This is a genomic window from Streptomyces sp. NBC_01669 (assembly GCF_026339735.1).
GTDB classification, from domain to species: domain Bacteria; phylum Actinomycetota; class Actinomycetes; order Streptomycetales; family Streptomycetaceae; genus Streptomyces; species Streptomyces yanii.
The window spans coordinates 3,827,228-3,846,954 of the sequence record NZ_JAPEQG010000001.1 but is presented as its reverse complement, the minus strand read 5'-3'; the positions used below and the strand labels follow the sequence as shown (position 1 = coordinate 3,846,954).

16 protein-coding genes, 1 pseudogene and 1 riboswitch are annotated in these 19,727 nt (G+C 70.8%); of the genes and pseudogenes, 8 read left to right on the top strand and 9 right to left on the bottom strand.

Translation table 11 applies throughout. The features are described from left to right. Positions 1 to 11: 11 nt before the first annotated feature. Positions 12 to 1,028, bottom strand: coding sequence for an LAETG motif-containing sortase-dependent surface protein (locus OG972_RS16930; protein WP_266982463.1), 1,017 nt, complete (start codon positions 1,026 to 1,028; stop codon positions 12 to 14). A gap of 787 nt (positions 1,029 to 1,815) precedes the next feature. Beyond that, on the bottom strand, positions 1,816 to 2,124 hold the full coding sequence (locus tag OG972_RS16925; protein ID WP_266982461.1) for a chorismate mutase: 309 nt from the start codon (positions 2,122 to 2,124) through the stop codon (positions 1,816 to 1,818). Between the two features lie 383 nt (positions 2,125 to 2,507). Here OG972_RS16925 and guaA point away from each other — a divergent pair, with 383 nt between their 5' ends. The 4 genes from guaA (at position 2,508) to OG972_RS16905 (ending at position 7,062) form a co-directional block, all read left to right on the top strand. Next, a complete protein-coding gene (gene guaA / locus OG972_RS16920; protein WP_266982459.1) occupies positions 2,508 to 4,103 on the top strand; it encodes a glutamine-hydrolyzing GMP synthase in 1,596 nt (531 codons plus the stop codon). 166 nt (positions 4,104 to 4,269) lie between these two features. Further along, complete coding sequence (locus OG972_RS16915) at positions 4,270 to 5,040, top strand: class II aldolase/adducin family protein (RefSeq protein WP_266982457.1); 771 nt, start codon at positions 4,270 to 4,272, stop codon at positions 5,038 to 5,040. A gap of 113 nt (positions 5,041 to 5,153) precedes the next feature. Then, entirely contained in the window at positions 5,154 to 6,419 is a 1,266-nt protein-coding gene (locus tag OG972_RS16910) for a hypothetical protein (RefSeq protein ID WP_266982455.1), read from the top strand. A gap of 133 nt (positions 6,420 to 6,552) precedes the next feature. After that, the gene (locus OG972_RS16905) at positions 6,553 to 7,062 is read left to right on the top strand and encodes a DoxX family protein (RefSeq protein ID WP_266982453.1); all 510 of its coding nucleotides are present in this window, start codon (positions 6,553 to 6,555) and stop codon (positions 7,060 to 7,062) included. Here OG972_RS16905 and OG972_RS16900 read toward each other — a convergent pair. Together OG972_RS16900 and OG972_RS16895 are read right to left on the bottom strand one after the other, a co-directional pair. Then, positions 6,969 to 7,232 carry a hypothetical protein gene (locus OG972_RS16900; protein WP_266982451.1) on the bottom strand — a complete coding sequence of 88 codons (264 nt, stop codon included), beginning with the start codon at positions 7,230 to 7,232 and terminating at the stop codon, positions 6,969 to 6,971. The two genes, OG972_RS16905 and OG972_RS16900, sit on opposite strands and share 94 nt — an antisense overlap. Continuing rightward, positions 7,219 to 8,529: a PspC domain-containing protein gene (locus OG972_RS16895; RefSeq protein WP_266982449.1), complete on the bottom strand. Its 1,311-nt coding sequence runs from the start codon at positions 8,527 to 8,529 to the stop codon at positions 7,219 to 7,221. Before OG972_RS16895 ends, OG972_RS16900 begins: the two co-directional genes overlap by 14 nt. A gap of 196 nt (positions 8,530 to 8,725) precedes the next feature. Between OG972_RS16895 and OG972_RS16890 the strand changes: the two genes are divergently transcribed. Then, complete coding sequence (locus OG972_RS16890) at positions 8,726 to 10,012, top strand: ATP-binding protein (protein WP_266982447.1); 1,287 nt, start codon at positions 8,726 to 8,728, stop codon at positions 10,010 to 10,012. Continuing rightward, positions 10,009 to 10,704: a response regulator transcription factor gene (locus tag OG972_RS16885; RefSeq protein WP_266982445.1), complete on the top strand. Its 696-nt coding sequence runs from the start codon at positions 10,009 to 10,011 to the stop codon at positions 10,702 to 10,704. The genes OG972_RS16890 and OG972_RS16885 overlap by 4 nt, the downstream gene beginning before the upstream one ends. A gap of 1 nt (position 10,705) precedes the next feature. Here OG972_RS16885 and OG972_RS16880 read toward each other — a convergent pair. Both OG972_RS16880 and OG972_RS16875 read right to left on the bottom strand, forming a co-directional pair. Continuing rightward, positions 10,706 to 11,053 (bottom strand): annotated as a pseudogene (locus tag OG972_RS16880) (GNAT family N-acetyltransferase); the annotation flags it as partial. Positions 11,054 to 11,072: 19 nt separating this feature from the next. Beyond that, the gene (locus OG972_RS16875) at positions 11,073 to 12,122 is read right to left on the bottom strand and encodes a C40 family peptidase (protein ID WP_266982444.1); all 1,050 of its coding nucleotides are present in this window, start codon (positions 12,120 to 12,122) and stop codon (positions 11,073 to 11,075) included. Positions 12,123 to 12,476: 354 nt separating this feature from the next. Between OG972_RS16875 and OG972_RS16870 the strand changes: the two genes are divergently transcribed. After that, the gene (locus OG972_RS16870; RefSeq protein ID WP_266982443.1) at positions 12,477 to 12,830 is read left to right on the top strand and encodes a hypothetical protein; all 354 of its coding nucleotides are present in this window, start codon (positions 12,477 to 12,479) and stop codon (positions 12,828 to 12,830) included. Positions 12,831 to 12,901: 71 nt separating this feature from the next. On the opposite strand, the gene OG972_RS16865 is transcribed toward OG972_RS16870, so the two are convergent. After that, positions 12,902 to 14,074 (bottom strand): C40 family peptidase, encoded by a 1,173-nt coding sequence (locus OG972_RS16865; RefSeq protein WP_266982441.1) that lies wholly within the window; start codon positions 14,072 to 14,074, stop codon positions 12,902 to 12,904. Continuing rightward, a riboswitch (cyclic di-AMP (ydaO/yuaA leader) is annotated at positions 14,073 to 14,237 on the bottom strand. It overlaps the preceding gene by 2 nt. A 257-nt stretch (positions 14,238 to 14,494) precedes the next feature. Here OG972_RS16865 and pcrA point away from each other — a divergent pair. Beyond that, positions 14,495 to 16,948: a DNA helicase PcrA gene (gene pcrA / locus OG972_RS16860; RefSeq protein WP_266982440.1), complete on the top strand. Its 2,454-nt coding sequence runs from the start codon at positions 14,495 to 14,497 to the stop codon at positions 16,946 to 16,948. 85 nt (positions 16,949 to 17,033) lie between these two features. Here pcrA and OG972_RS16855 read toward each other — a convergent pair whose 3' ends face one another. Together OG972_RS16855 and OG972_RS16850 are read right to left on the bottom strand one after the other, a co-directional pair. After that, positions 17,034 to 18,515: a M23 family metallopeptidase gene (locus OG972_RS16855; RefSeq protein ID WP_266982438.1), complete on the bottom strand. Its 1,482-nt coding sequence runs from the start codon at positions 18,513 to 18,515 to the stop codon at positions 17,034 to 17,036. A 303-nt stretch (positions 18,516 to 18,818) separates the two neighbouring features. Continuing rightward, the gene (locus OG972_RS16850) at positions 18,819 to 19,682 is read right to left on the bottom strand and encodes a triacylglycerol lipase (protein ID WP_266982436.1); all 864 of its coding nucleotides are present in this window, start codon (positions 19,680 to 19,682) and stop codon (positions 18,819 to 18,821) included. Positions 19,683 to 19,727: the final 45 nt, after the last annotated feature.

Sequence of the window (19,727 nt, the reverse complement as noted above, 5' to 3'; positions counted from 1 at the left end):
GTCGTCGCCCGTTATGCGGCGGCGTCACCGTTCCTGCGGCGTCGCACGACGAACATCGCACCGGCGCCGAGCACTACGGCCGCGCCGCCCGCGAGGGCGAACATCGGCACTGCGGAGGACGAACCGGTCTCGGCGAGCGTGCCGGAGACGTGGCCCGTGGTGTTGTTGGAGGACGGCTTCTCGGCCGGAACCGGAGCGGTGCCGCCGGTCTGCGGCGTCGAACCGCTGCCGCCGGACTTCACGATCTGGAACTTGTACGCGACGTCGCTGACGCCCATGCAGTCCTTGTCGCCGACGTACAGTCCGGCGCCGAGGGTGAAGCCGGCGCCGACCGGGGCGGTCGACTTCACGTTGATGCGGAGCGGGATGTCGACCTCGTAGCCCGCCTGGATCTCGTCGGACTGACCGACGTAACCGACCGCGCGGCCGTCCTCGCTGAGGTCCTCCCACGTGTTGGTGTCCGGGGCGAGGGCCTGGAGGCTGACCTGCTTCGACTTGAACAGGTCGTTGCCGTCCTTGTCGGAGGAGGCGCCCGCGAAGTAGTCGATCTCGCGCACGGTCGTCTTCGACGAGTTGTAGACGTTCATCTTGAACTTGTGCCAGCCGCTGCCACGGGCGATCTTGCCGGGCAGGCCGTTGATCGAGATGTCCAGGTCGGACTTCTCGCACTCGGTCGGCTCCTGCGGGTCCTCGGACTCGGACGGCGTGCCGGAGGGCGTACCGGACGGGGTGGCGCCGGCGTCCGCGAAGGGCTTGCCGGACGTCTCGGCGGCGGGCTCGTCCGTCTTCTCCGCGGGTTTGCCGGTCTCCTCGGCGGGCGAGGAGGTGTTCTCGGCGGGAGCTGTGGTGGTGACCTCGTCGGACGGCGTACCGCTGGGCGTGGTCTCGGTGCTCTCGGTCGGCTCCGGGCTCGTCGACTCGACGGTGGTGACGGTCTCGTCGGCGAACGCGACCGGGGCGGCCAGGATGGCTGCGGGTGCTATGACTGCGGTGGCGGCGGCCACCGCCATGGCGCGGCGAAGCTTCATGAAGACCTCAGAAGTCCGGTGTACCGCTGTGGCCGCGGTACGGGGGTGTGGCGGGCCTTCCGCGGTGGGGTCACGGGCGGGGCCTTTGTTCTGCATGCATGACCAGCCACCCGCCGCAATGGTTGCCTCGGTGTTCACAGAATCCTTATGTGACACGTGTCACAAATGTTCTGCTGTGCCTCCGCGGCCTGCGGAAATCCGCCGCCGCTCCATGACCAAGGGCCCCGCGGTCCGGTGTGAACCGGTCCACGGGGCCCTTGGCGATCAGCACCGACGTCAGGGCAGCGCCGGTGCCGAGAGGCGGCGCCGGGGGGTGGCGCCGCGGGAAGGTGGCGCCTCGGGTCGGCGCCCCCGGCGCGCGGGGGGCGCGTACGAGGTGTCGACCCACGTCGTGAGTGGTGCGATATGGGGGACTTGCCCCTTGCATCGTGCTGGATCGGCTGCGTCCCGCACAACCGTTTCGACCGGATACGGTCGGCTCCGGGCGTCCCCGGAGCCGACCGCTCTTGGGGTGACCGGGCTGCTGTCCCCTGCCGACCGGTCACGCACGCTGGGGCGCGGTCCCACGGCGTACCTGCAGTACGCCACACGCTCCAGCGGAGCCACGCGTGGTTTCTTCCTGAGCCGCCCCTGGCTGGCACGGACACCGGGACCAACGAAGCCACCGAGGTCCCGGTCACGCGCCGTACGGGTGAGAGTCGGTCCGAACTCAGATACGCCACCGGAGCCCCCGTCGGCCGCCGCGCGCCCGGCCTGCGGGTGGTTGCGCGCGGCCGTCCTGCGGAAGTCACACGCGGCCGCGGCACAGCTCCAGCAGCGTCATGGCGAGCGAGGTACCGGGCTTGCCGAGCGCCTTCCGGTACTGGCCGAGGATCTCCATCTCGCGGGAGAGGTTGACCCGGCGGCCGCCGGAGGTGATCCGCGCCTCCTGGATGACTGCCGAGACGGCCATCCGTTCCTGGACGAGCCCGATGATCCGGTCGTCGAGGGCGTCGATGCGCTCGCGGGCGTCACCGATCAGCTCGGCGGCCTCATCGGTGTTCGCACCGGTCCTCTCGATGAGGGTCTTCGCGGCGGCGGCGGTGCTGTTGTTCATGGTGTGACTCCTGGGGGGATGTGGTCCCCGGAGCGGTCGGGCCCCGAACGCAGAACGCCCCGGGCCTGTCGGCCCGGGGCGCCTGGAACGTTGCTTGTCAGTTGCTCAAGCAGCACGACCATGGCAGCCGGCGGGCCGGATGCCATAGGTAAAGACGAAGGTCGTGTGCTGATGCATGACGTCAGTATGGACCCGTGCCGGGCGGTGGGCCAACGTGGGGCCCGGATGCTGAGACGCCGCCGGCGCCACGGCCGCGCACCCGTTCCGGCCGACGCCCGGAGGGTCTTCGCCCGTACCCCGGAAGACGCAGAAGTGGGTCTCCCTCGCAACCCCGGTAGAATCGGAGAACCGACCCCCCCTCTCACCGCCGGAAGGCCGCCCCCGTGCCAGCAGCACCCCCCGCCGCCCCCGACACCACACCCGACGTGGTCCTTGTTGTCGACTTCGGCGCGCAGTACGCCCAACTCATCGCCCGACGCGTCCGTGAGGCCCGGGTCTACAGCGAGATCGTCCCGTCCACGATGCCGGTGGCCGAGATGCTGGCCAAGAACCCCCGGGCGATCATCCTGTCCGGCGGCCCCTCCTCGGTGTACGCGGAGGGCGCGCCCAGCCTCGACCGTTCGCTGTTCGAGGCAGGGGTCCCGGTCTTCGGTATGTGCTACGGCTTCCAGCTGATGGCCACCACGCTCGGCGGCACCGTCGACGACAACGGCGCCCGCGAGTACGGTCGCACCCCGCTGACCGTCTCCAAGACCGGCTCCACGCTCTTCGAGGGCACGCCCGCCGAGCAGTCCGTCTGGATGTCGCACGGCGACGCCTGCTCCGCCGCCCCCGAGGGCTTCACCGTCACCGCGTCCACGGACGTCGTACCGGTCGCCGCCTTCGAGAACGACGAGAAGAAGCTCTACGGCGTCCAGTACCACCCCGAGGTCCTGCACTCCACGCACGGCCAGCAGGTCCTGGAGCACTTCCTCTACCGCGGCGCGGGCATCGAGCCGACCTGGACCACGACCAATGTGGTCGAGGAGCAGATCGCGCTGATCCGTGAGCAGGTCGGCACCAAGCGCGCCATCTGCGGCCTCTCCGGCGGCGTGGACTCCGCGGTCGCCGCGGCCCTCGTCCAGAAGGCCATCGGCTCCCAGCTGACCTGCGTGTACGTGGACCACGGTCTGATGCGCAAGGGCGAGAGCGAGCAGGTCGAGAAGGACTTCGTGGCCTCCACCGGCGTCCAGCTGAAGGTCGTCGACGCGGAGGAGCGGTTCCTGAAGGCGCTGGCCGGGGTCTCCGACCCCGAGCAGAAGCGGAAGATCATCGGCCGCGAGTTCATCCGCGTCTTCGAGCAGGCCCAGGCCGAGCTTGTCGCCGAGGCGGGCGCGGCCGGCGAGGACGTCGCGTTCCTCGTGCAGGGCACGCTCTACCCGGACGTCGTGGAGTCCGGCGGCGGCACCGGCACCGCCAACATCAAGTCCCACCACAACGTGGGCGGCCTCCCCGAGGACATCGAGTTCCAGCTCGTCGAGCCGCTGCGCCAGCTGTTCAAGGACGAGGTCCGGATGGTCGGCCAGGAGCTCGGCCTGCCGGAGGAGATCGTCCAGCGCCAGCCGTTCCCCGGCCCCGGTCTCGGTATCCGGATCGTCGGCGAGGTCACCAAGGACCGGCTCGACCTGCTGCGCGAGGCCGACGCCATCGCCCGCGAGGAGCTGACCGCGGCCGGACTCGACCGCGACATCTGGCAGTGCCCGGTGGTCCTCCTGGCCGACGTCCGCTCGGTCGGCGTCCAGGGCGACGGCCGCACCTACGGTCACCCGATCGTGCTGCGCCCCGTCTCCTCCGAGGACGCGATGACGGCCGACTGGTCGCGCCTGCCGTACGAGGTCCTGGCGAAGATCTCCACCCGCATCACCAACGAGGTCGCCGACGTCAACCGCGTCGTCCTCGACGTGACGAGCAAGCCGCCGGGCACCATCGAGTGGGAGTGACCCCACCGCAGGGCCAACGCCGATGCCGTCGCTCGTTTCATCCGGGCGGCGGCATCGCCGTGTCCGGGGCCACCGCACCGGCGAATCGATACGTGATCGCTCTGGCCACCTGCGGTGACCGGCGGTAGCTTCCGTCCGAATGCCCTGGGAGCCCCGAGGAGTCGCCATGCCCGAGCCCACGCCGATCCCTGTCGAACAGCTGCAGTTCGCGATGCCGCCCGTCCACGAGTCGGTCGGCGAGGAACGCGCGCACCGCAAGGAGCGGCTGGCCGGGGCGTTGCGGCTGTTCGGTGAGTACGGGTACGAGGACGGGGTCTCCGGTCACCTCACCGCACGGGACCCGGAGTTCGCCGACTGCTTCTGGGTCAACCCGTTCGGCGCCCCCTTCGACGGGATGAGCCCGGAGGACCTGATCCTGGTCAACGGCGACGGGCAGGTCGTCGAGGGGCGTCACCACGTCAATCAGGCGGCGTTCGCCGTCCACGCCCAGGTGCACCGGGCGCGCCCGGACGTCGTCGCCGTCGCGCACACCCACTCCCTGCACGGCCGGGCACTGTCCACGCTCGGTGAGTTCATCGAGCCGATCACCCAGGAATCCTGCGCGTTCTACGAGGATCACGCGGTCTACCAGGCCTACACGGGGGTCGTGGTCGACGAGGACGAGGGGCGCCGGATCGCGGCCGCGCTCGGCACCCGCAAGGCGATCATTCTGCGTAACCATGGACTGCTGACCGTCGGTGACTCGGTGGACGCGGCCGCCTGGTGGTTCCTGACCATGGAGCGCTCCTGCCAGGTGCAGCTGACCGCGCGGGCGGCCGGGAAGCCGGTGCTGATCGAGCACCGGGACGCCGTCGCCACCCGCGAACAGCTCGGCAGTGACCTGGTGGCCTGGATCAATTACCAGCCGCTGTGGAAGCGGATTGCTCGAACGTTCTGACGATCTGCGCGTGCGGACCGCCCCGATGCGGTACCTGCCCGTCCCGTACGGCACAATTCGCAGCAATCGGTGGTCAGTTGGCAGTACTGGGGCGGGAAAGGGCGGCGTTCTCCGTGGCGTTGGACGAGGCACGACAAGGCGCGCACGGCGGTGGCTGTACGTGCGGCGACTGCCCGCACGGGGCGCGCGAGGGACACCGGCGCGCGGTGGCCGCCTTCCTGGCCAAACGGGACGGACTCGCCGCGGGCCAGGGACTGCCGACCGGCGTCGCCCAGTCCGCGTCCGCGACCCGTCAGTGGGTCTCCGACGAGCTGACCGAGTCGGCCCGCACGGTCGCCGAACGCAGCCGGGAGGCGGGCGACGCCTGGCTCCACCGGGTCTGGCAGCGCACCCTGGCCGTCGTCTGGGGGAGCGTCGCCGTGCTCGTCATCGGCGAGGCGGTCACCGCGATCGGCGCGGGCTGGTCGACCGCCCGCACCGCCGGTCTGCTCGCCGGGCTCGTCACCGCGGCACTGCTGACCGGCGCCGCCCGCTTCCACCGGGCCCGCGGCGGCGTCCTCGCCCCGCTGGTCGGCGAGGACAACCGGCTCTCCACCTCCCGCGCCGTCGCCGTCACCTGGGTGCTGTTCACCGTCTTCTCCGTACTCGTTCTCGCACTGCAGCTGGCAGGTGCCTCCGGCCACGCGGAGCGCGACGCGCTGATCGACGGTCTGGAGCTGGCGCGTGGCGTCGGGGTGCTGACCGTGCTGGCGCTGGTGTGCGCCGTCGCCGTGCTCGTACGCCGGGTGGTGACCGTACGCGTCCTCGCGCAGCGCCTGCAGAAGCTGCGGGCGGACCGGCCGCGCGCCGCCGATCTGCTCACCGACGACTCCGGGCGCGGCAGTTTCACGGATGTGCAGTACGTGCTGGTGAGCGCCGTAGCCGTCCTCTTCGCCGCGGTCCGGCTGGCCCGCCGGCCCGAGCAGCTCCCCGATCTGCCGTGGGGGCTGGCGCTGCTGGTGGCGGTCTCCGCGGCGACGTACTTCGCGGGGAAGTACGCGGAGGGCGGGCGCCCCGTCGTGCTGTCCGTCGTACGGGCCCGGGAGGCCGGTGACCTGGACGCGCCGATCCGTACCGGCGACGACATCGAGATCCGCGGCGCGGGCTTCGTGCCGCCCGGCGCCGGGGCCCCGGACCGGCTGGCCCGCATGGTGGTCCGGATCGGCCGGGTCCATGTCCATGTCCCGCTGATCCCGGTCACGGGAGGCTTCGCCAACCCGACCGACACCGTGCTCACCGTGCCGGTCCCGGTGGAGGTGGAACCCGGGCGGGTTGACGTCCAGGTCGTGACAGCCGCCGGGGTGGAGACGAACCGGGTCGAGATCGACGTCACGGACTGAGATCCGATCGACCGTCTTTCCCCCTGCCGCCACTCGGGTCCGATCGAACCGGGTCGAACCGCAGGGCAGGTGAGCAGCCCGTTCGCCGCGTACGTATGGTCTGGTGACGGGTCGACGGAAGGATGGGGTCCTTATGCGTGCGTATGGCACGAATGCGCGAGGTCTGGGCGAAGTGAGAAGCATCCGGGAGCTGGCGCGGGAGCATGCCCTGCTGCCGCTCCGGATCTTTCTCGGTGTCACCTTTCTCTATGCCGGGCTCGACAAACTGACGGACAGTGCCTTCTTCCGCGCCACCGGCCCCGGCTCCATCGGCGAGACGATGCACGCGGTACGCGACTCGGCCGCGATCCCGGCCCTCGTCGACCTCGCGCTGAAGAGCCCGGGAGCCTTCGGACACGCCATCGCCTTCGGTGAACTCGCCGTCGGCATCGGCACCCTGATCGGGCTGTGGGCCCGGCTTGCCGCACTCGGCGGGGCGCTGATCTCGCTGAGCCTGTGGCTGACCGTGAGCTGGCAGGTCAAGCCGTACTACTTCGGCAACGACCTGGCCTACCTCATGGCCTGGCTGCCGCTGGTGCTCGGCGGCGCCGCGTCGTTCTCCGTGGACGCCTTCCTCGCGTCGCGACGGCGACGGATACGGTAGCCGATCCACGTCGTGGTCGCGGCGAGCCAGAGGCCGCCGAAGAACACCGGGAAGAAGAAGACCCAGGGGGCGTCCCAGGTGCCCGCCGCGTCCGCAGCGTAACCGGCGGCGAGGGCGAGCATCGCGATGCCCGCGACCGCCCGGCCCGGCCGGATCTCATGACGCAGCACGAATGACCTCCACCTGTCCGATACCGACTTCCAGGTCCAGCTCGACCGTGCCCGCCGGGGTGACGCCCGCGGGCGGGGCGATCATGCGGTGTTCCTTCGGCGACGGGCTGATGTCCACATCGCCCGGCGGATCGCCCGGCAGCCGGATGTCGCCGACCCCGGCGTCCGCCCGCACCCGGAGCGTCACCGCCTTCGGTACGACGACGACCGCCCGGCCCGCGCCGACCCCCAGTTGCGTCCGGACCGTGTCCCCCTTCGGGACCGGCACCTTCGACAGGTCGAGCGTGCCGACACCGCTGCCGAGCTCGTACCGCGGCTGGACCGCGGCGACCGACGCCGGGCGCCATTCCTCCCGTACCCAATGGGTGCTGATGTCCTTCGGCAGCGCGGCCGCGCCCGCCAGCAGCGCCGCCGTGATCATTGCCAGCAGGACGGTGCCGAACCCGGTCCTGCCGAGGAAGGTGCTGACCACCATCCCCGCACCGAACACGGCGAGCGCTGCGGCCAGGCCGAACTGCAGGCTCGTGCCGAACGGATGCGTGTGCCAGCTCAGGCCCGTGCCCAGACCGCCCGCGATCAGTGCGAACAGGAAGACCAGGCCGCCGATCGAGCGTGGCCCCCGGTTGGTCCGGACCGGCTCGGGCGCGCGGTACGGGGTTTCCGCCGCCCTGCGGGGACGTACCGGCGGACTGTCGGCCACCGCATCCGCCGGGCCCCACAGATACCCCGGTCCCACCGGCCCGGACGTGCCGTCCTTGATGATCGGATCCCGCCACCACGACGGGCTGCCCGGCGACGGCGGTGCTTTCACCTCCGGCGGGGCGTCCGCCACCGCCTGCGCGGCCGTCGGGTGCAGCGGGTCCTCGGGCGCGGCGGTCCTGCGGGCTTGCGTCCACACGCTGAAGCCGACGACGGCGAGCGTCAGCATCGCGGAGAACGCCAGCGTGCCCCCGTTGCCCAGCATGGACAGGAAGAGCCCGCAGCCGATCAGCGCGAACAGCACCGCGACCAGCGACGCCCCCTCGACCCGGCCGGACAGCAGCCTGCGCGCCTCGTTCTCCTCCTCGCCCTCCAGCGGGAGCAGCAGCCAGGCGAAGCCGTAGAAGATCAGGCCGACGCCACCGGTCACCGACAGCACACCGATCACGATCCGGAAGATCACCGGGTCCACGTCGCAGTACCGGCCGAGTCCGCCGCACACCCCGGCCACCACTTTCTGCCGCGAGCTGCGCTGCAGTTGCGGTCTCGGTGCGGGCGGCGGTGCGACGCCGGGCGCGGCGTCCTGGGGAACGGTCATGGCTCCATGGTGACGGGCGGCAAGCGCCGACGGGACCCGCGGCGACCCTGGCCGATCCCTGATATTGGTTCCCCCGGACCCTGAAGGGCGCCGTCGCGGGGCGTGCGGCGGGTGGGACCTGCCCGACAGGCTCTCAGGGTCGAAGTGGGGGCAGACCCTGATACCGCCGCTCACCCGTCCATGTGACGATCGTGGCATGCCGACCGCCTCACCCCGAGCCGCAAGCTCTCTCAGCTCCGACCCGGAGGAGCCACCGCTGCGCAAGCTGTACCGCAGTGCCGACGGACGGCTGCTCGGCGGCGTCGCGCGCGGTCTCGCCGGACATCTCGGGCTGCCCGTCGCCTGGGTGCGGTTCGTCTTCCTCGGACTGTTCTTCGCGGACGGCCTCGGGGCTCTGCTCTACGCCGTGTTCTGGATCGTCGTCCCCCTCGGCGTCGGCGGCGTCGACGCGCCGCGCTCCGTCTTCGAGACGGCCCCCGACGGCCGGCGCAGGCTCCGCAAGCCCGACAAGGGGCAGGTGTTCGCCCTCCTCGCGCTGCTCATCGGCGCCGTGATCTTCGTCGGCAACGTCGACATGGGCAGCAAGGCCGACCGTTACATCTGGCCGACGCTGCTGATCGGCGCGGGCTCCGTCCTGGTGTGGCGGCAGGCCGACAACGCCCGCCGGGCCCGCTGGATGGAGGTCGGCCGCCGCCGCCGGGTGCTGCATCTGGCCCGGGCGCTGGCCGGGGTCGCCCTGGTCGGCCTGGGACTCGCCGTCTTCATGGTGGTACGCGGCTCCGCGGCCCAGCTCGGCAATGTGCTGACCGCGGCGATCGCCGTCCTCACCGGCATCGCGCTGCTGGCGGGTCCCTATCTCGTCCGCATGACCCAGGACCTGTCCGAGGAACGCCTGATGCGCATCAGGGCCCAGGAACGCGCCGAGGTCGCGGCTCACGTCCACGACTCCGTGCTGCACACCCTCACCCTGATCCAGCGCAACGCGGACGACGGCAGCGAGGTCCGCAGACTGGCCCGCGCCCAGGAACGCGAGCTGCGCAACTGGCTGTACAACCCCGAGGGCACCGGCAAGGACGAGGGCGACGAACCGGAGACCCTCGCCGAAGCGGTCAAACGCGCCGCCGCCGAGGTCGAGGACAAGCACGGTGTCCCACTGGAGGTCGTCGTCGTCGGCGACTGCCCGCTCGACGAGAAGCTCGCCGCGCAGATGCAGGCCGCACGCGAGGCGATGGTCAATGCCGCGAAGTACGGTGGCGAGGGCGGCGCCGTGCAGGTCTACGCGGAGGTCGAGGGCCGCACGGTCTTCGTCTCCGTACGGGACCGTGGTCCGGGATTCGATCCGGATTCCGTACCGGGGGACAGAATGGGCGTACGAGAATCAATCATCGGCCGGATGCAGCGCAACGGCGGTACGGCGCGGCTGCGTTCGGTGCCCGGCGGGGGCACGGAAGTCGAGCTGGAGATGGAGAGGGCGAGCGAATGACCGAGACCACCGAAGCGACCGGGGGCCCGGAGCGCCGGGTACGGGTCGTGCTCGTCGACGACCACCGGATGTTCCGCACCGGAGTCCAGGCCGAGATCGGCCGCACCGAGGAGACCGGTGTCGAGGTCGTCGGCGAGGCCGCCGATGTCGACCAGGCGGTCACCGTCATCACGGCGACCCGCCCCGAGGTCGTCCTCCTCGACGTGCACCTGCCGGGCGGCGGCGGCGTCGAGGTGCTGCGCCGCTGCGCCCCGCTGATGGGCGCGGTCGAGAACCCGGTGCGGTTCCTTGCGCTGTCCGTCTCGGACGCCGCCGAGGATGTCATCGGTGTCATCCGCGGCGGCGCCCGCGGCTACGTCACCAAGACGATCACCGGCACCGATCTGGTCGATTCGGTCTTCCGGGTGCAGGAGGGCGACGCGGTGTTCTCGCCCCGGCTGGCCGGCTTCGTCCTCGACGCGTTCGCCTCGACGGACGCGCCGCCTGTCGACGAGGACCTGGACCGGCTGACGCAGCGCGAGCGCGAGGTGCTGCGGCTGATCGCGCGCGGCTATGCGTACAAGGAGATCGCCAAGCAGCTGTTCATCTCGGTGAAGACGGTCGAGTCGCATGTCTCGGCGGTGCTGCGGAAACTCCAGCTGTCGAACCGGCACGAGCTGACGCGGTGGGCGACGGCCCGACGGCTGGTCTGAGTCAGCTGTTCTCCCGTTCGGGGTCGATGGAGATGTTGAGTTTCTCGCCGACCCTGCGGTAGCCGATGCCCGCGTAGATCCGTTCCACAGCGGCGTCGGCCGGCTCCAGCCACACCACCCGGCAGCCCCGCGCGAATGCGGCGGCGGTCAGATGGGCGGAGAGTGCCGCGCCGATGCCGCGGCGGCGGAAGGCGTCGGCAACGGCGAGACCGGCCAGTTCGGTGAGGCCGTCGACCGGGACCGAGCAGCCGCCCGCGCCCACCGGGGCGCCGTCGAGGGTGGCGAGCACCGCCACTCCGCCGCCCGCCACCGTGTCGCGCAGCCACGCGGAGCGGCCGCCCTCGGGTTCCCGTGGTGCGCGAGGGAGCCTATGCGACCCGGGTCGCTCCCGCGAAGGGCATGTTGTCGATCGGCGCGATGCGGACCGGCGCTCCGGGGTGCGGTGCGTGGATCATCTGTCCGTCGCCGATGTAGAGACCGACATGGCTGACCCCCGAGTAGAAGAACACCAGGTCACCGGGGACGAGTTCGGAGCGGGGGATGTGCCGGCCGGCGTTGATCTGGGTGTATGTGGTGCGGGGGAGCGAGACGCCGGCGGAACGCCAGGCGGCCTGGGTCAGCCCGGAGCAGTCGAACGAGGACGGTCCGGTGGCGCCCCAGACGTACGGCTTGCCGAGCGCCCCGTAGGCGAACGCGACGGCCTCCGCGGCGCGGGCGTTGGGAGCCTGGGCGGTGCCTAAGCGCGGGGCGCTGCGATCCGCGCGGGCGGCGGCGCGGGCGGCGTCCGCGCGTTCGAACTCGGCGCGCTCCGCGGGTGAGAGGGTGTCCAGGAGCTTCTGGGCGTCGGCCAGTCTGGCCCTGACCGTCGTCCGGTGCTTCTTCAGGTCGGCCCGGCGGGCGGTGAGGGCCGCCAGCTCGTCCTTCGCCTCCGTGCGCAGCTGGGCGATCTCGGTGACCTGCCGCTGCACGTTGGAGACCTCGGCCGCCTGGCGGTCGGCGGCCCGCTCCACGTACGAGGCCCGTTGCAGATACTGGTCGGGGTCCGAGGACAGCGCCAGCTGCACGGCGGGGTCGAGGCCGCCGGTGCGGTACTCCGCGGCGGCGAGCGAACCGAGTGCGTCGCGGGAGGCATTGAGGCGTTCGGTCCTGCGGGCAGCCTCGTCGCGCAGTGCGTTCAAGGACTTGGCGGCGGCGGTCGCCTCCTCCTTCGCGCCGTTGTACTGCTCGGTGGCGACCTCGGCGTCGTGGTACAGCCGGTCCACCGCGGCCTTGATCCGGGTGGGGGTGGGCTGTGGTTCGGCGTGCGCGGAGCCCGGCAGGACGGCGGCGGTCGCGGCCCCGGCGAAGGCGAGGGTGGCTGCGGTGCGGGCGGCGGAGCCGGTGTGCGGGCGCTGCCTGGGTTTCCGATGCGCTGCCACAGGGGCGGGGCTCCTTACGTCGACTGCCCGTCGGGGCCTACCGGCGGGCCGCTGAGGTCCGGCGGCGGGACGCCAACAGGGGGAGCGGCCCGCCGCCGGATTTCTCGGCGGGGTGACCGGACTGCCGTCCGGGTGCGGAGCGGTGGTGAAGCCGGCCACCTGGACAGGGACGCTAAGCCCGGGGCGCGAGGAAGAGTCGCAATGACGGCTATTGCCCGAATTTGGCAATGTGTTGTCGTCGAGTGACTGGAAAATTCCATCAGAGTCAGGCAATTGGTACAGATGCGAGTGAAATACCGAGGAGCCCCCACCTCGCCGAAGGGGGTGATATAGCCCCGGCTAGGCTGCGGCCTCATGGACGTACTCATCAATGTCTTCGTCGCGCTGCACATCATCGGCATCGCCGCCCTCCTGGGCGGCTTCCTGACCCAGATGAAGGCGATGGGTGCGGGCACGGCACGCTTCGTCCCGGCGATGCTGCACGGCGCGCTGACCATGCTGGTCACCGGTGTCGCGCTGGTCGGGCTCAACCAGGCCGACGACCACCCGGTCAACAACATCAAGATCGGCGTGAAGCTGGCGGTCCTGGTGGTGATCCTCGCGCTGGTCTACATCAAGCGGGACGAGGAGAAGGTCGAGAAGGGCGTGTTCGCGGCGGTCGGCGGACTGACGGTCGCCAACATCTTCATCGCGACACTCTGGACCTGAGCCGGACCCACTTGCACAAGGAGTGAGCCCCTGCCGGATCCGGCAGGGGCTCCTCTTATGCGGGCCCGGCGTTACGCCGGGCGCACGCTGCCGTAGATCGGCATGTAGTAGATCGACTCCTCGCGGACGTTCGCCCCCGGCTTCGGGGCGTGGATCATCATGCCGTCGCCCTTGTAGATACCGACGTGGCTGATGTCGTCGTAGAAGAAGACGAGGTCGCCCGGCTGCAGGTCGGCCGTGGCTATCCGGGTGCCGATCTTCACCTGGTCCCAGGTGGTGCGGGGGATGTCGACGCCCGCCGCCTTCCAGGCAGCCTGGGTCAGCCCCGAGCAGTCGTACGAGGAGGGGCCCGTCGCTCCCCAGACGTAGGGCTTGCCGATCTGGTCGCGGGCGAAGGCGAGAACCTTCTCGGCCTTCGTGGTGGCGCTGGTGTCCGAGCCGGTCCCGGTCCCGGTCCCGGTTCCCGTGCCCGTCCCGCCGGTGGAGCCGGCCTGCTTCGCCGCCTCCTCGGCCTTGCGGTCCGCCTCGGCCTTGGCGGCGGCCTGCCGGCGGGCGAGTTCCTCCGCCTTGCGCTTGGCCTCCGCCTCCTTCTCGCGTTCCAGTGCCGCCAGCCGCGCCTTCTCCTCGGCCGTCAGCTTCGACAGCATCGCGCGCGCCTCGCCCAGCTTCTTCTGGACGGCTTGCTTGCTGGTCCGGAGCGTGGCCTGGGACTCGGTGAGCGTCTCCAGGCTCTTCGTCGCCTCGGTGCGCTTCTTCGCCGCCGCTGCCTCCTGCGTACGGAAGTCCGTGACCGCCTTCTGCTGCTGGGCGGTCATCCGGTTCATCAGCTGGTTCTGGTCGAAGTACGACTGCGGGTCGTCGGCCAGGAAGAAGGTGGCGGTCGGGGCGATGGAGCCGGTGCGGTACTGCGCGGCCGCGTAGTTGCCGAGCGTTCTGCGCGCCTCGTTCAGCTTGTCGGCTCGCTCGGCCACGTCCTCCAGCAGGGCGTCGACCTTGCCGCGCTGCGTGGCGGAGGCCTCCTTCGCCTTGTTGTACTGCTGGGTCGCTGTGCCCGCCTGCCGGTAGAGGTCGTCGACCTTCTTCTGTACGTCCTCGATGCTGGGCTTGGGTGCGCTCGGGGCGGCCGTGGCGCTCTGGGTCGACAACAGGGTCACGCCTGCCAGTGCGGCCGTCGTGAGCCCGACGGCGGGGGTGGTGGTGCGTACCCGGCTGCGCGGTTTGCGATGCGATGCCAAAGCCGGCATCTCCTTCCGTGGACCGCCTGCCGGGTTAGCTGTCGGGTTCGGGCGGAACGGAAGGCTGCCCTACGGTCCGAGTGGGGATACAGACCGATTCACCCCGGTTTTGCATGTGGGTCCCCGGTCCCGAACTCCCCTGTGGGCAGCCCGGATTCGGCGGGGGAGCCCGCTCGGCGTGGTTCGCCTCAAGGGGGTACGGGCCGCCCGACGGAGCACGCTAGCCAACCGTGGTGCCGCTGGGAAGGTTGATGTTCGATATGCCCGATACGTTTTTGTGACCTCGGTGAAGAGGGGCCGGAGGAGTCGGTCCGGGCCCCGATTTCCTTACGGGGCGTGGGTGGGCGCTCTCCGTACGTAGGTGCCTTCCGGCCGCGCTTTCCCATGCGGCCGCAGAGTGTCGGTGCGTCGCCCTAGACTCGTGAGGCGATGAGCAGCCTCTTTGACGACAGTTTCCTGGCCGGCCTCCAGCACTCGGAGGAAGAACCCCCGCCGCCCCCCGAGGACTCCGCACCCGAAGCGGTGCCGGAGGACCTCTTCGCGGGCGTCTTCGACGCGCCCCCGCCGCCTCGGGACGCGTACTACCGGGACGGCGCCCACCGCCCCGCCATCGACTCCGCCGCCCTGCTCGACGGGCTGAACACCGAGCAGCGCGCCGCGGTCGTGCACGCCGGATCGCCGCTGCTCATCGTCGCCGGCGCGGGCTCCGGCAAGACCCGGGTGCTCACCCACCGCATCGCCCACCTGCTGGCCGAGCGCGGCGTGCACCCCGGCCAGATCCTGGCGATCACCTTCACCAACAAGGCCGCGGGCGAGATGAAGGAGCGCGTCGAGCAGCTCGTCGGACCGCGCGCCAACGCCATGTGGGTCATGACGTTCCACAGTGCGTGCGTGCGGATCCTGCGCCGCGAGTCGAAGCGGCTCGGCTTCACCTCGTCGTTCTCGATCTACGACGCGGCCGACTCCAAGCGGCTGATGGCCCTGGTCTGCCGCGATCTGGACCTCGACCCGAAGCGCTTCCCGCCGAAGTCGTTCACGGCCAAGGTCTCGAACCTGAAGAACGAGCTGATCGACGAGGAGACCTTCGCCGGCCAGGCCGCGGACGGCTTCGAGAAGACACTCGCCCAGGCGTACGCGATGTACCAGTCCCGGCTGCGCGAGGCCAACGCACTGGACTTCGACGACATCATCATGACGACGGTCCATCTGCTCCAGGCGTTCCCCGACGTCGCCGAGCACTACCGACGCCGCTTCCGGCACGTCCTCGTGGACGAGTACCAGGACACCAACCACGCGCAGTACACGCTCGTACGCGAGCTGGTCGGCCCGGCCGGAGAGGCCGACGCCCCCGCCGAGCTCTGCGTCGTGGGTGACGCCGACCAGTCGATCTACGCCTTCCGTGGCGCGACCATCCGCAACATCCTCCAGTTCGAGGAGGACTACCCGAACGCGACGACGATCCTGCTGGAGCAGAACTACCGCTCCACGCAGACGATCCTCTCCGCCGCCAACGCGGTCATCGAGCGCAACGAGAGCCGCCGCCCCAAGAACCTCTGGACGAACGCGGGCGAGGGCGCCCGGATCACCGGCTATGTCGCGGACACCGAGCACGACGAGGCGCAGTTCGTCGCCGACGAGATCGACCGGCTGACCGACGCGGGCGACGCGAAGGCCGGCGACGTCGCGATCTTCTACCGGACGAACGCGCAGTCCCGCGTCTTCGAAGAGATCTTCATCCGCGTCGGCCTGCCCTACAAGGTCGTCGGCGGCGTGCGATTCTACGAGCGCAAGGAGGTCCGGGACATCCTGGCCTACCTCCGGGTCCTCGCCAACCCCGAGGACACCGTCCCGCTGCGCCGCATCCTCAACGTGCCCAAGCGCGGTATCGGCGACCGCGCCGAGGCGATGATCGACGCCCTGTCGCTGCGCGAGAAGATCACGTTCCCGCAGGCACTGCGCCGCGTCGACGAGGCGTACGGTATGGCGGCCCGCTCGGCCAACGCCGTCAAGCGGTTCAACACGCTGATGGAGGAACTGCGCACGATCGTCGAGTCCGGCGCGGGCCCCGCCGTGGTGCTGGAGGCGGTGCTGGAACGGACCGGCTATCTCGCCGAGCTCCAGGCGTCCACGGACCCGCAGGACGAGACGCGGATCGAGAACCTCCAGGAACTCGCCGCCGTCGCGCTCGAATTCGAGCAGGAGCGGGGGGAGTCCGCCGGGGAGGAAGGTGCGGGCACGGGCACGCTCGCCGAGTTCCTGGAGAAGGTCGCGCTCGTGGCCGACTCCGACCAGATCCCCGACGAGGACGAGGACGGCTCCGGCGTCATCACGCTGATGACGCTGCACACGGCCAAGGGGCTCGAATTCCCGGTGGTGTTCCTGACCGGCATGGAGGACGGCGTCTTCCCGCACATGCGCGCCCTGGGACAGGTCAAGGAGCTGGAGGAGGAGCGGCGCCTCGCGTACGTCGGCATCACCCGTGCCCGTGAACGGCTCTACCTGACCCGGGCGGCGATGCGCAGTGCGTGGGGTCAGCCCTCGTACAACCCGCCGTCGCGGTTCCTGGAGGAGATCCCGGACCAGCACCTGGAGTGGAAGCGGACCGGGCCGATGGCGGCCCCGGCCGGTCCGACGTCGGGGATCACGTCGTCGCTGTCCTCGTCGCGCGCCCGCTCGGGCCCCTCGGGCTTCGCGACCCGGCGTACCTCGGACAAGCCGACGGTCACGCTGGTGGTCGGGGACCGGGTCACGCACGACCAGTTCGGGCTCGGCACGGTGACGGCGGTCGAGGGGATCGGCGACCAGGCGAAGGCGACGGTCGACTTCGGGGACGAACGACCGAAGAAGCTGCTGCTGCGGTACGCGCCGGTGGAGAAGCTCTAGGGGATCCGCTCCGGAGCCGACGGGGCGGGCGCGGGTGCCCGCCCCTGCCGACGGGCGGGGCCTGTGCCGTGTCGGGCTCTGCTGCTCAGGTCGGGTCGAGGCCGTGGCTGCGGAGCCAGGGCAGCGGGTCTATGGCCGCTCCGCCACCGGGCCGGACCTCGAAGTGCAGGTGCGGGCCGGTGGAATTGCCGGAGTTCCCGGAGTACGCGATGACGTCACCGGCCTTGACCGGGCCCGAGCGGATCCTGGTGCTGCTGAGGTGGCAATACCAGGTCTCGGTACCGTCGGCCGTGGTGACGATGGCCATGTTCCCGTAGGCGCTGTTCCACTGGGTGCGTACGGTGCCGTCGGTCGCGGCCATCACCGGAGTGCCGTACGAGACGGGGAAGTCGATGCCCGTGTGCACGGACATCCAGTTGACGCCCGCCTGGCCGTAGTAGGCGCTGAGGCCGTGCTGCTTGACCGGCAGGAGGAACTTGGGCCGCAGCGCCTCTTTCCGGGCGGCCTCCTCCTCGCGCTTCTTCTTCTCGGCGGCCTGCCGCTCCCTCAGGTCGATGCGCTCCTGGGTGCGGCTGGCGCGGTCGGCGAAGTTCTCGGCGTCGGCGCTGAGGTTGGCGAGCTGGGTGTCCAGCTTGTTGTTGGCGGCGACCGGCTTGACGCTGCCGGGGTCGGCGGCCGCCATCGACGTGGTGTCGTCCTTGGTGTCCTCGCCGCTGCCGAGCCCGCCGACGGAGGCGGCGGCGATACCGGCGACGCTCATCACGCAGGCGGAGGGGACCGCGACGGTGAGAAGAGCGGAACGCTTGGCGGGGGTGCGACGCCGGCCGCGGCTGCCACCGCCGCCGCGGGTGACGGAACGGCTCGCAGCGCGGGGGATGTCGGCGGTGCGCTCCGCCGCGTGGTCCACCCGGTCTGCCGCGTCGTCCACATCGGCCTCGAGGTCCGGGTCCAGGTCGGCGACGCCGAACTCGGAGGTCGCGGTGATGTCCGCGGGCTCCGCGGTCCCGGCGGGCGGGTAGGGCTCGTACGGAGCGTAGGAACCCTGGTCCTCGTACACCTCGTGCGCGGCCTGTTCGGGTTCGTACGACTCGTGCGCGGTTTGCGCGGTTTGCTGTTCGTGCTCGGGCGTGGCGCCGGTGTTCCAGGCAGTGGCGTCGTACGCGCCGGTGTCGTAAGCGGCCGTCCCGGTCGTCGCCCACTGGCCGTTCTGGTGCCAGCCGTTGGTGTCCCACTGGCCCGACGCGTCCGGAGCGCCGCCCTGCGCGGGGATGCCCGGGGCTTCCGGCATCCAGGTCGCGGTGGTGTCGTACTGCTGCGGGTGCTGGGTCCCGTACGCGGCATAGGGGTCGTACGCGGCGGTCTGATGCGCGCCGGTGTCCCACTGGGTGGAGTCGTACGGGCCGCTGTACCCGGCCTGTCCGGTGTCGTAGCCGCTGCTGTAACCGGTGGTGTCGTACGTGCCGTCGTGGCTGCCCGGGAGGGAGCCGAAGAGCGGGTCGCTGTCGAAGCTGCCCGTGGAGTGGCTGTCGTAACCGACATACCCGGCGTAGGGGTGCTGGTCGTTCACCAACTTCTCTCTCGCCTCGGCAGCAGGACCTGGGTCTGGGGTCCGGTGGGGGAATCCCAGGGGGAAAGCAGTGGCCGCGACTGTACCCGGCAGTACGTGACGGCGACAATCTTCCTCAGGTTCCGGGCCCGCAGGAAACGGGCAATCGGCCGTCTTTCGGCGGACTGTGCACAGAGCCTTGGCTCTATGTTCGAAACGCGTTCTATTTGTGAGCGCACTCCGGGCGGCCATGGTGCCCTGGGGCATGCCCCCGGCACGGCGTGGCGGCCTTGTGCCCGTGAGGGACTCCGGTCCGACAGGCTCTCAGGCGACCGAGGCGGCTCCCATGAGTCCGGTGGCCGATTCCGGGGACTCCAGGGCCTGCCGGATCCCGGCGGCGACCGCCGGGTGGACCGGCAGTGCGAGGTGACCGATCCCGGTGACGCGCACGTTCAGCGCATCGAGGTCCGGATGGTCGATGCAGGCCGCCTCGACCGGGACGATCACCTGGTCCAGCTCGCTCCAGAAGCTCACGAACCGGGTGCGGCAGCCGGGTGCGGGGCGGCGCAGCTCCTCGATCGGGGCGGAACCGCTGCGCATCTGGCGCACGATCGGGTGCGCACTGGCCACCGGGGCGACGGCGGTGCCGCCGTGCGGGGTGCCGAGCGTGACCAGGGTGTGGACCCGTCGGTCACCGCCGAGTCGCTGCACGTAATAGCGGGCGATCAGGCCACCGAGGCTGTGGCCGACGACGTCGACCTCGTGGTGCCCGGTGCGGGTGCAGATCTCCTCGACATGCCGGCCGAGAAGTTCGGCGGCCGTGCGGATGTCACACGTCAGCGGTGAGTAGTTGAGGGACTCCAGATGGTGCCAGCCGTGCCGGGCGAGGGAGCGGCGCAGCAGGACGAAGACGGAGCGGTTGTCGATGAACCCGTGCAGGAGCACGACGGGCCGCCGCTCGGGGCTCTCGGTGGGCAGGGCCCGGGTTCCGGCCGGTGCGGTGGGCGGCTGTTCGGGCGGGGGTGTCGCCTCATGCCGCTCCCCGGTCATGCCCGAGGGGTAGAGGAGCACGTGCCCGACGAGCACGATCAGCTCCAACGCTGTGGCTCTCAGCAGTGCCGATGACAGCCAGGTGCGACGCAGACACGGCTGGCGCAGCAGTAGCGGAAGAAAAGGCAGGACCTTCATGGCCGACCTCCTGCTTCGGCGCACGGGAGGCGGCTCAAGTCCCCG

Excerpts from the sequence above, each read along its gene's own strand:
- OG972_RS16930 (WP_266982463.1), bottom strand. The coding sequence starts at position 1,028 with ATGAAGCTTCGCCGCGCCATGGCGGTGGCCGCCGCCACCGCAGTCATA.
- OG972_RS16925 (WP_266982461.1), bottom strand. The coding sequence starts at position 2,124 with ATGAACAACAGCACCGCCGCCGCCGCGAAGACCCTCATCGAGAGGACC.
- OG972_RS16915 (WP_266982457.1), top strand. The coding sequence starts at position 4,270 with ATGCCCGAGCCCACGCCGATCCCTGTCGAACAGCTGCAGTTCGCGATG.
- OG972_RS16905 (WP_266982453.1), top strand. The coding sequence starts at position 6,553 with ATGCGTGCGTATGGCACGAATGCGCGAGGTCTGGGCGAAGTGAGAAGC.
- OG972_RS16895 (WP_266982449.1), bottom strand. The coding sequence starts at position 8,529 with ATGACCGTTCCCCAGGACGCCGCGCCCGGCGTCGCACCGCCGCCCGCA.
- OG972_RS16890 (WP_266982447.1), top strand. The coding sequence starts at position 8,726 with ATGCCGACCGCCTCACCCCGAGCCGCAAGCTCTCTCAGCTCCGACCCG.
- OG972_RS16885 (WP_266982445.1), top strand. The coding sequence starts at position 10,009 with ATGACCGAGACCACCGAAGCGACCGGGGGCCCGGAGCGCCGGGTACGG.
- OG972_RS16870 (WP_266982443.1), top strand. The coding sequence starts at position 12,477 with ATGGACGTACTCATCAATGTCTTCGTCGCGCTGCACATCATCGGCATC.
- OG972_RS16865 (WP_266982441.1), bottom strand. The coding sequence starts at position 14,074 with ATGCCGGCTTTGGCATCGCATCGCAAACCGCGCAGCCGGGTACGCACC.
- pcrA (WP_266982440.1), top strand. The coding sequence starts at position 14,495 with ATGAGCAGCCTCTTTGACGACAGTTTCCTGGCCGGCCTCCAGCACTCG.
- OG972_RS16850 (WP_266982436.1), bottom strand. The coding sequence starts at position 19,682 with ATGAAGGTCCTGCCTTTTCTTCCGCTACTGCTGCGCCAGCCGTGTCTG.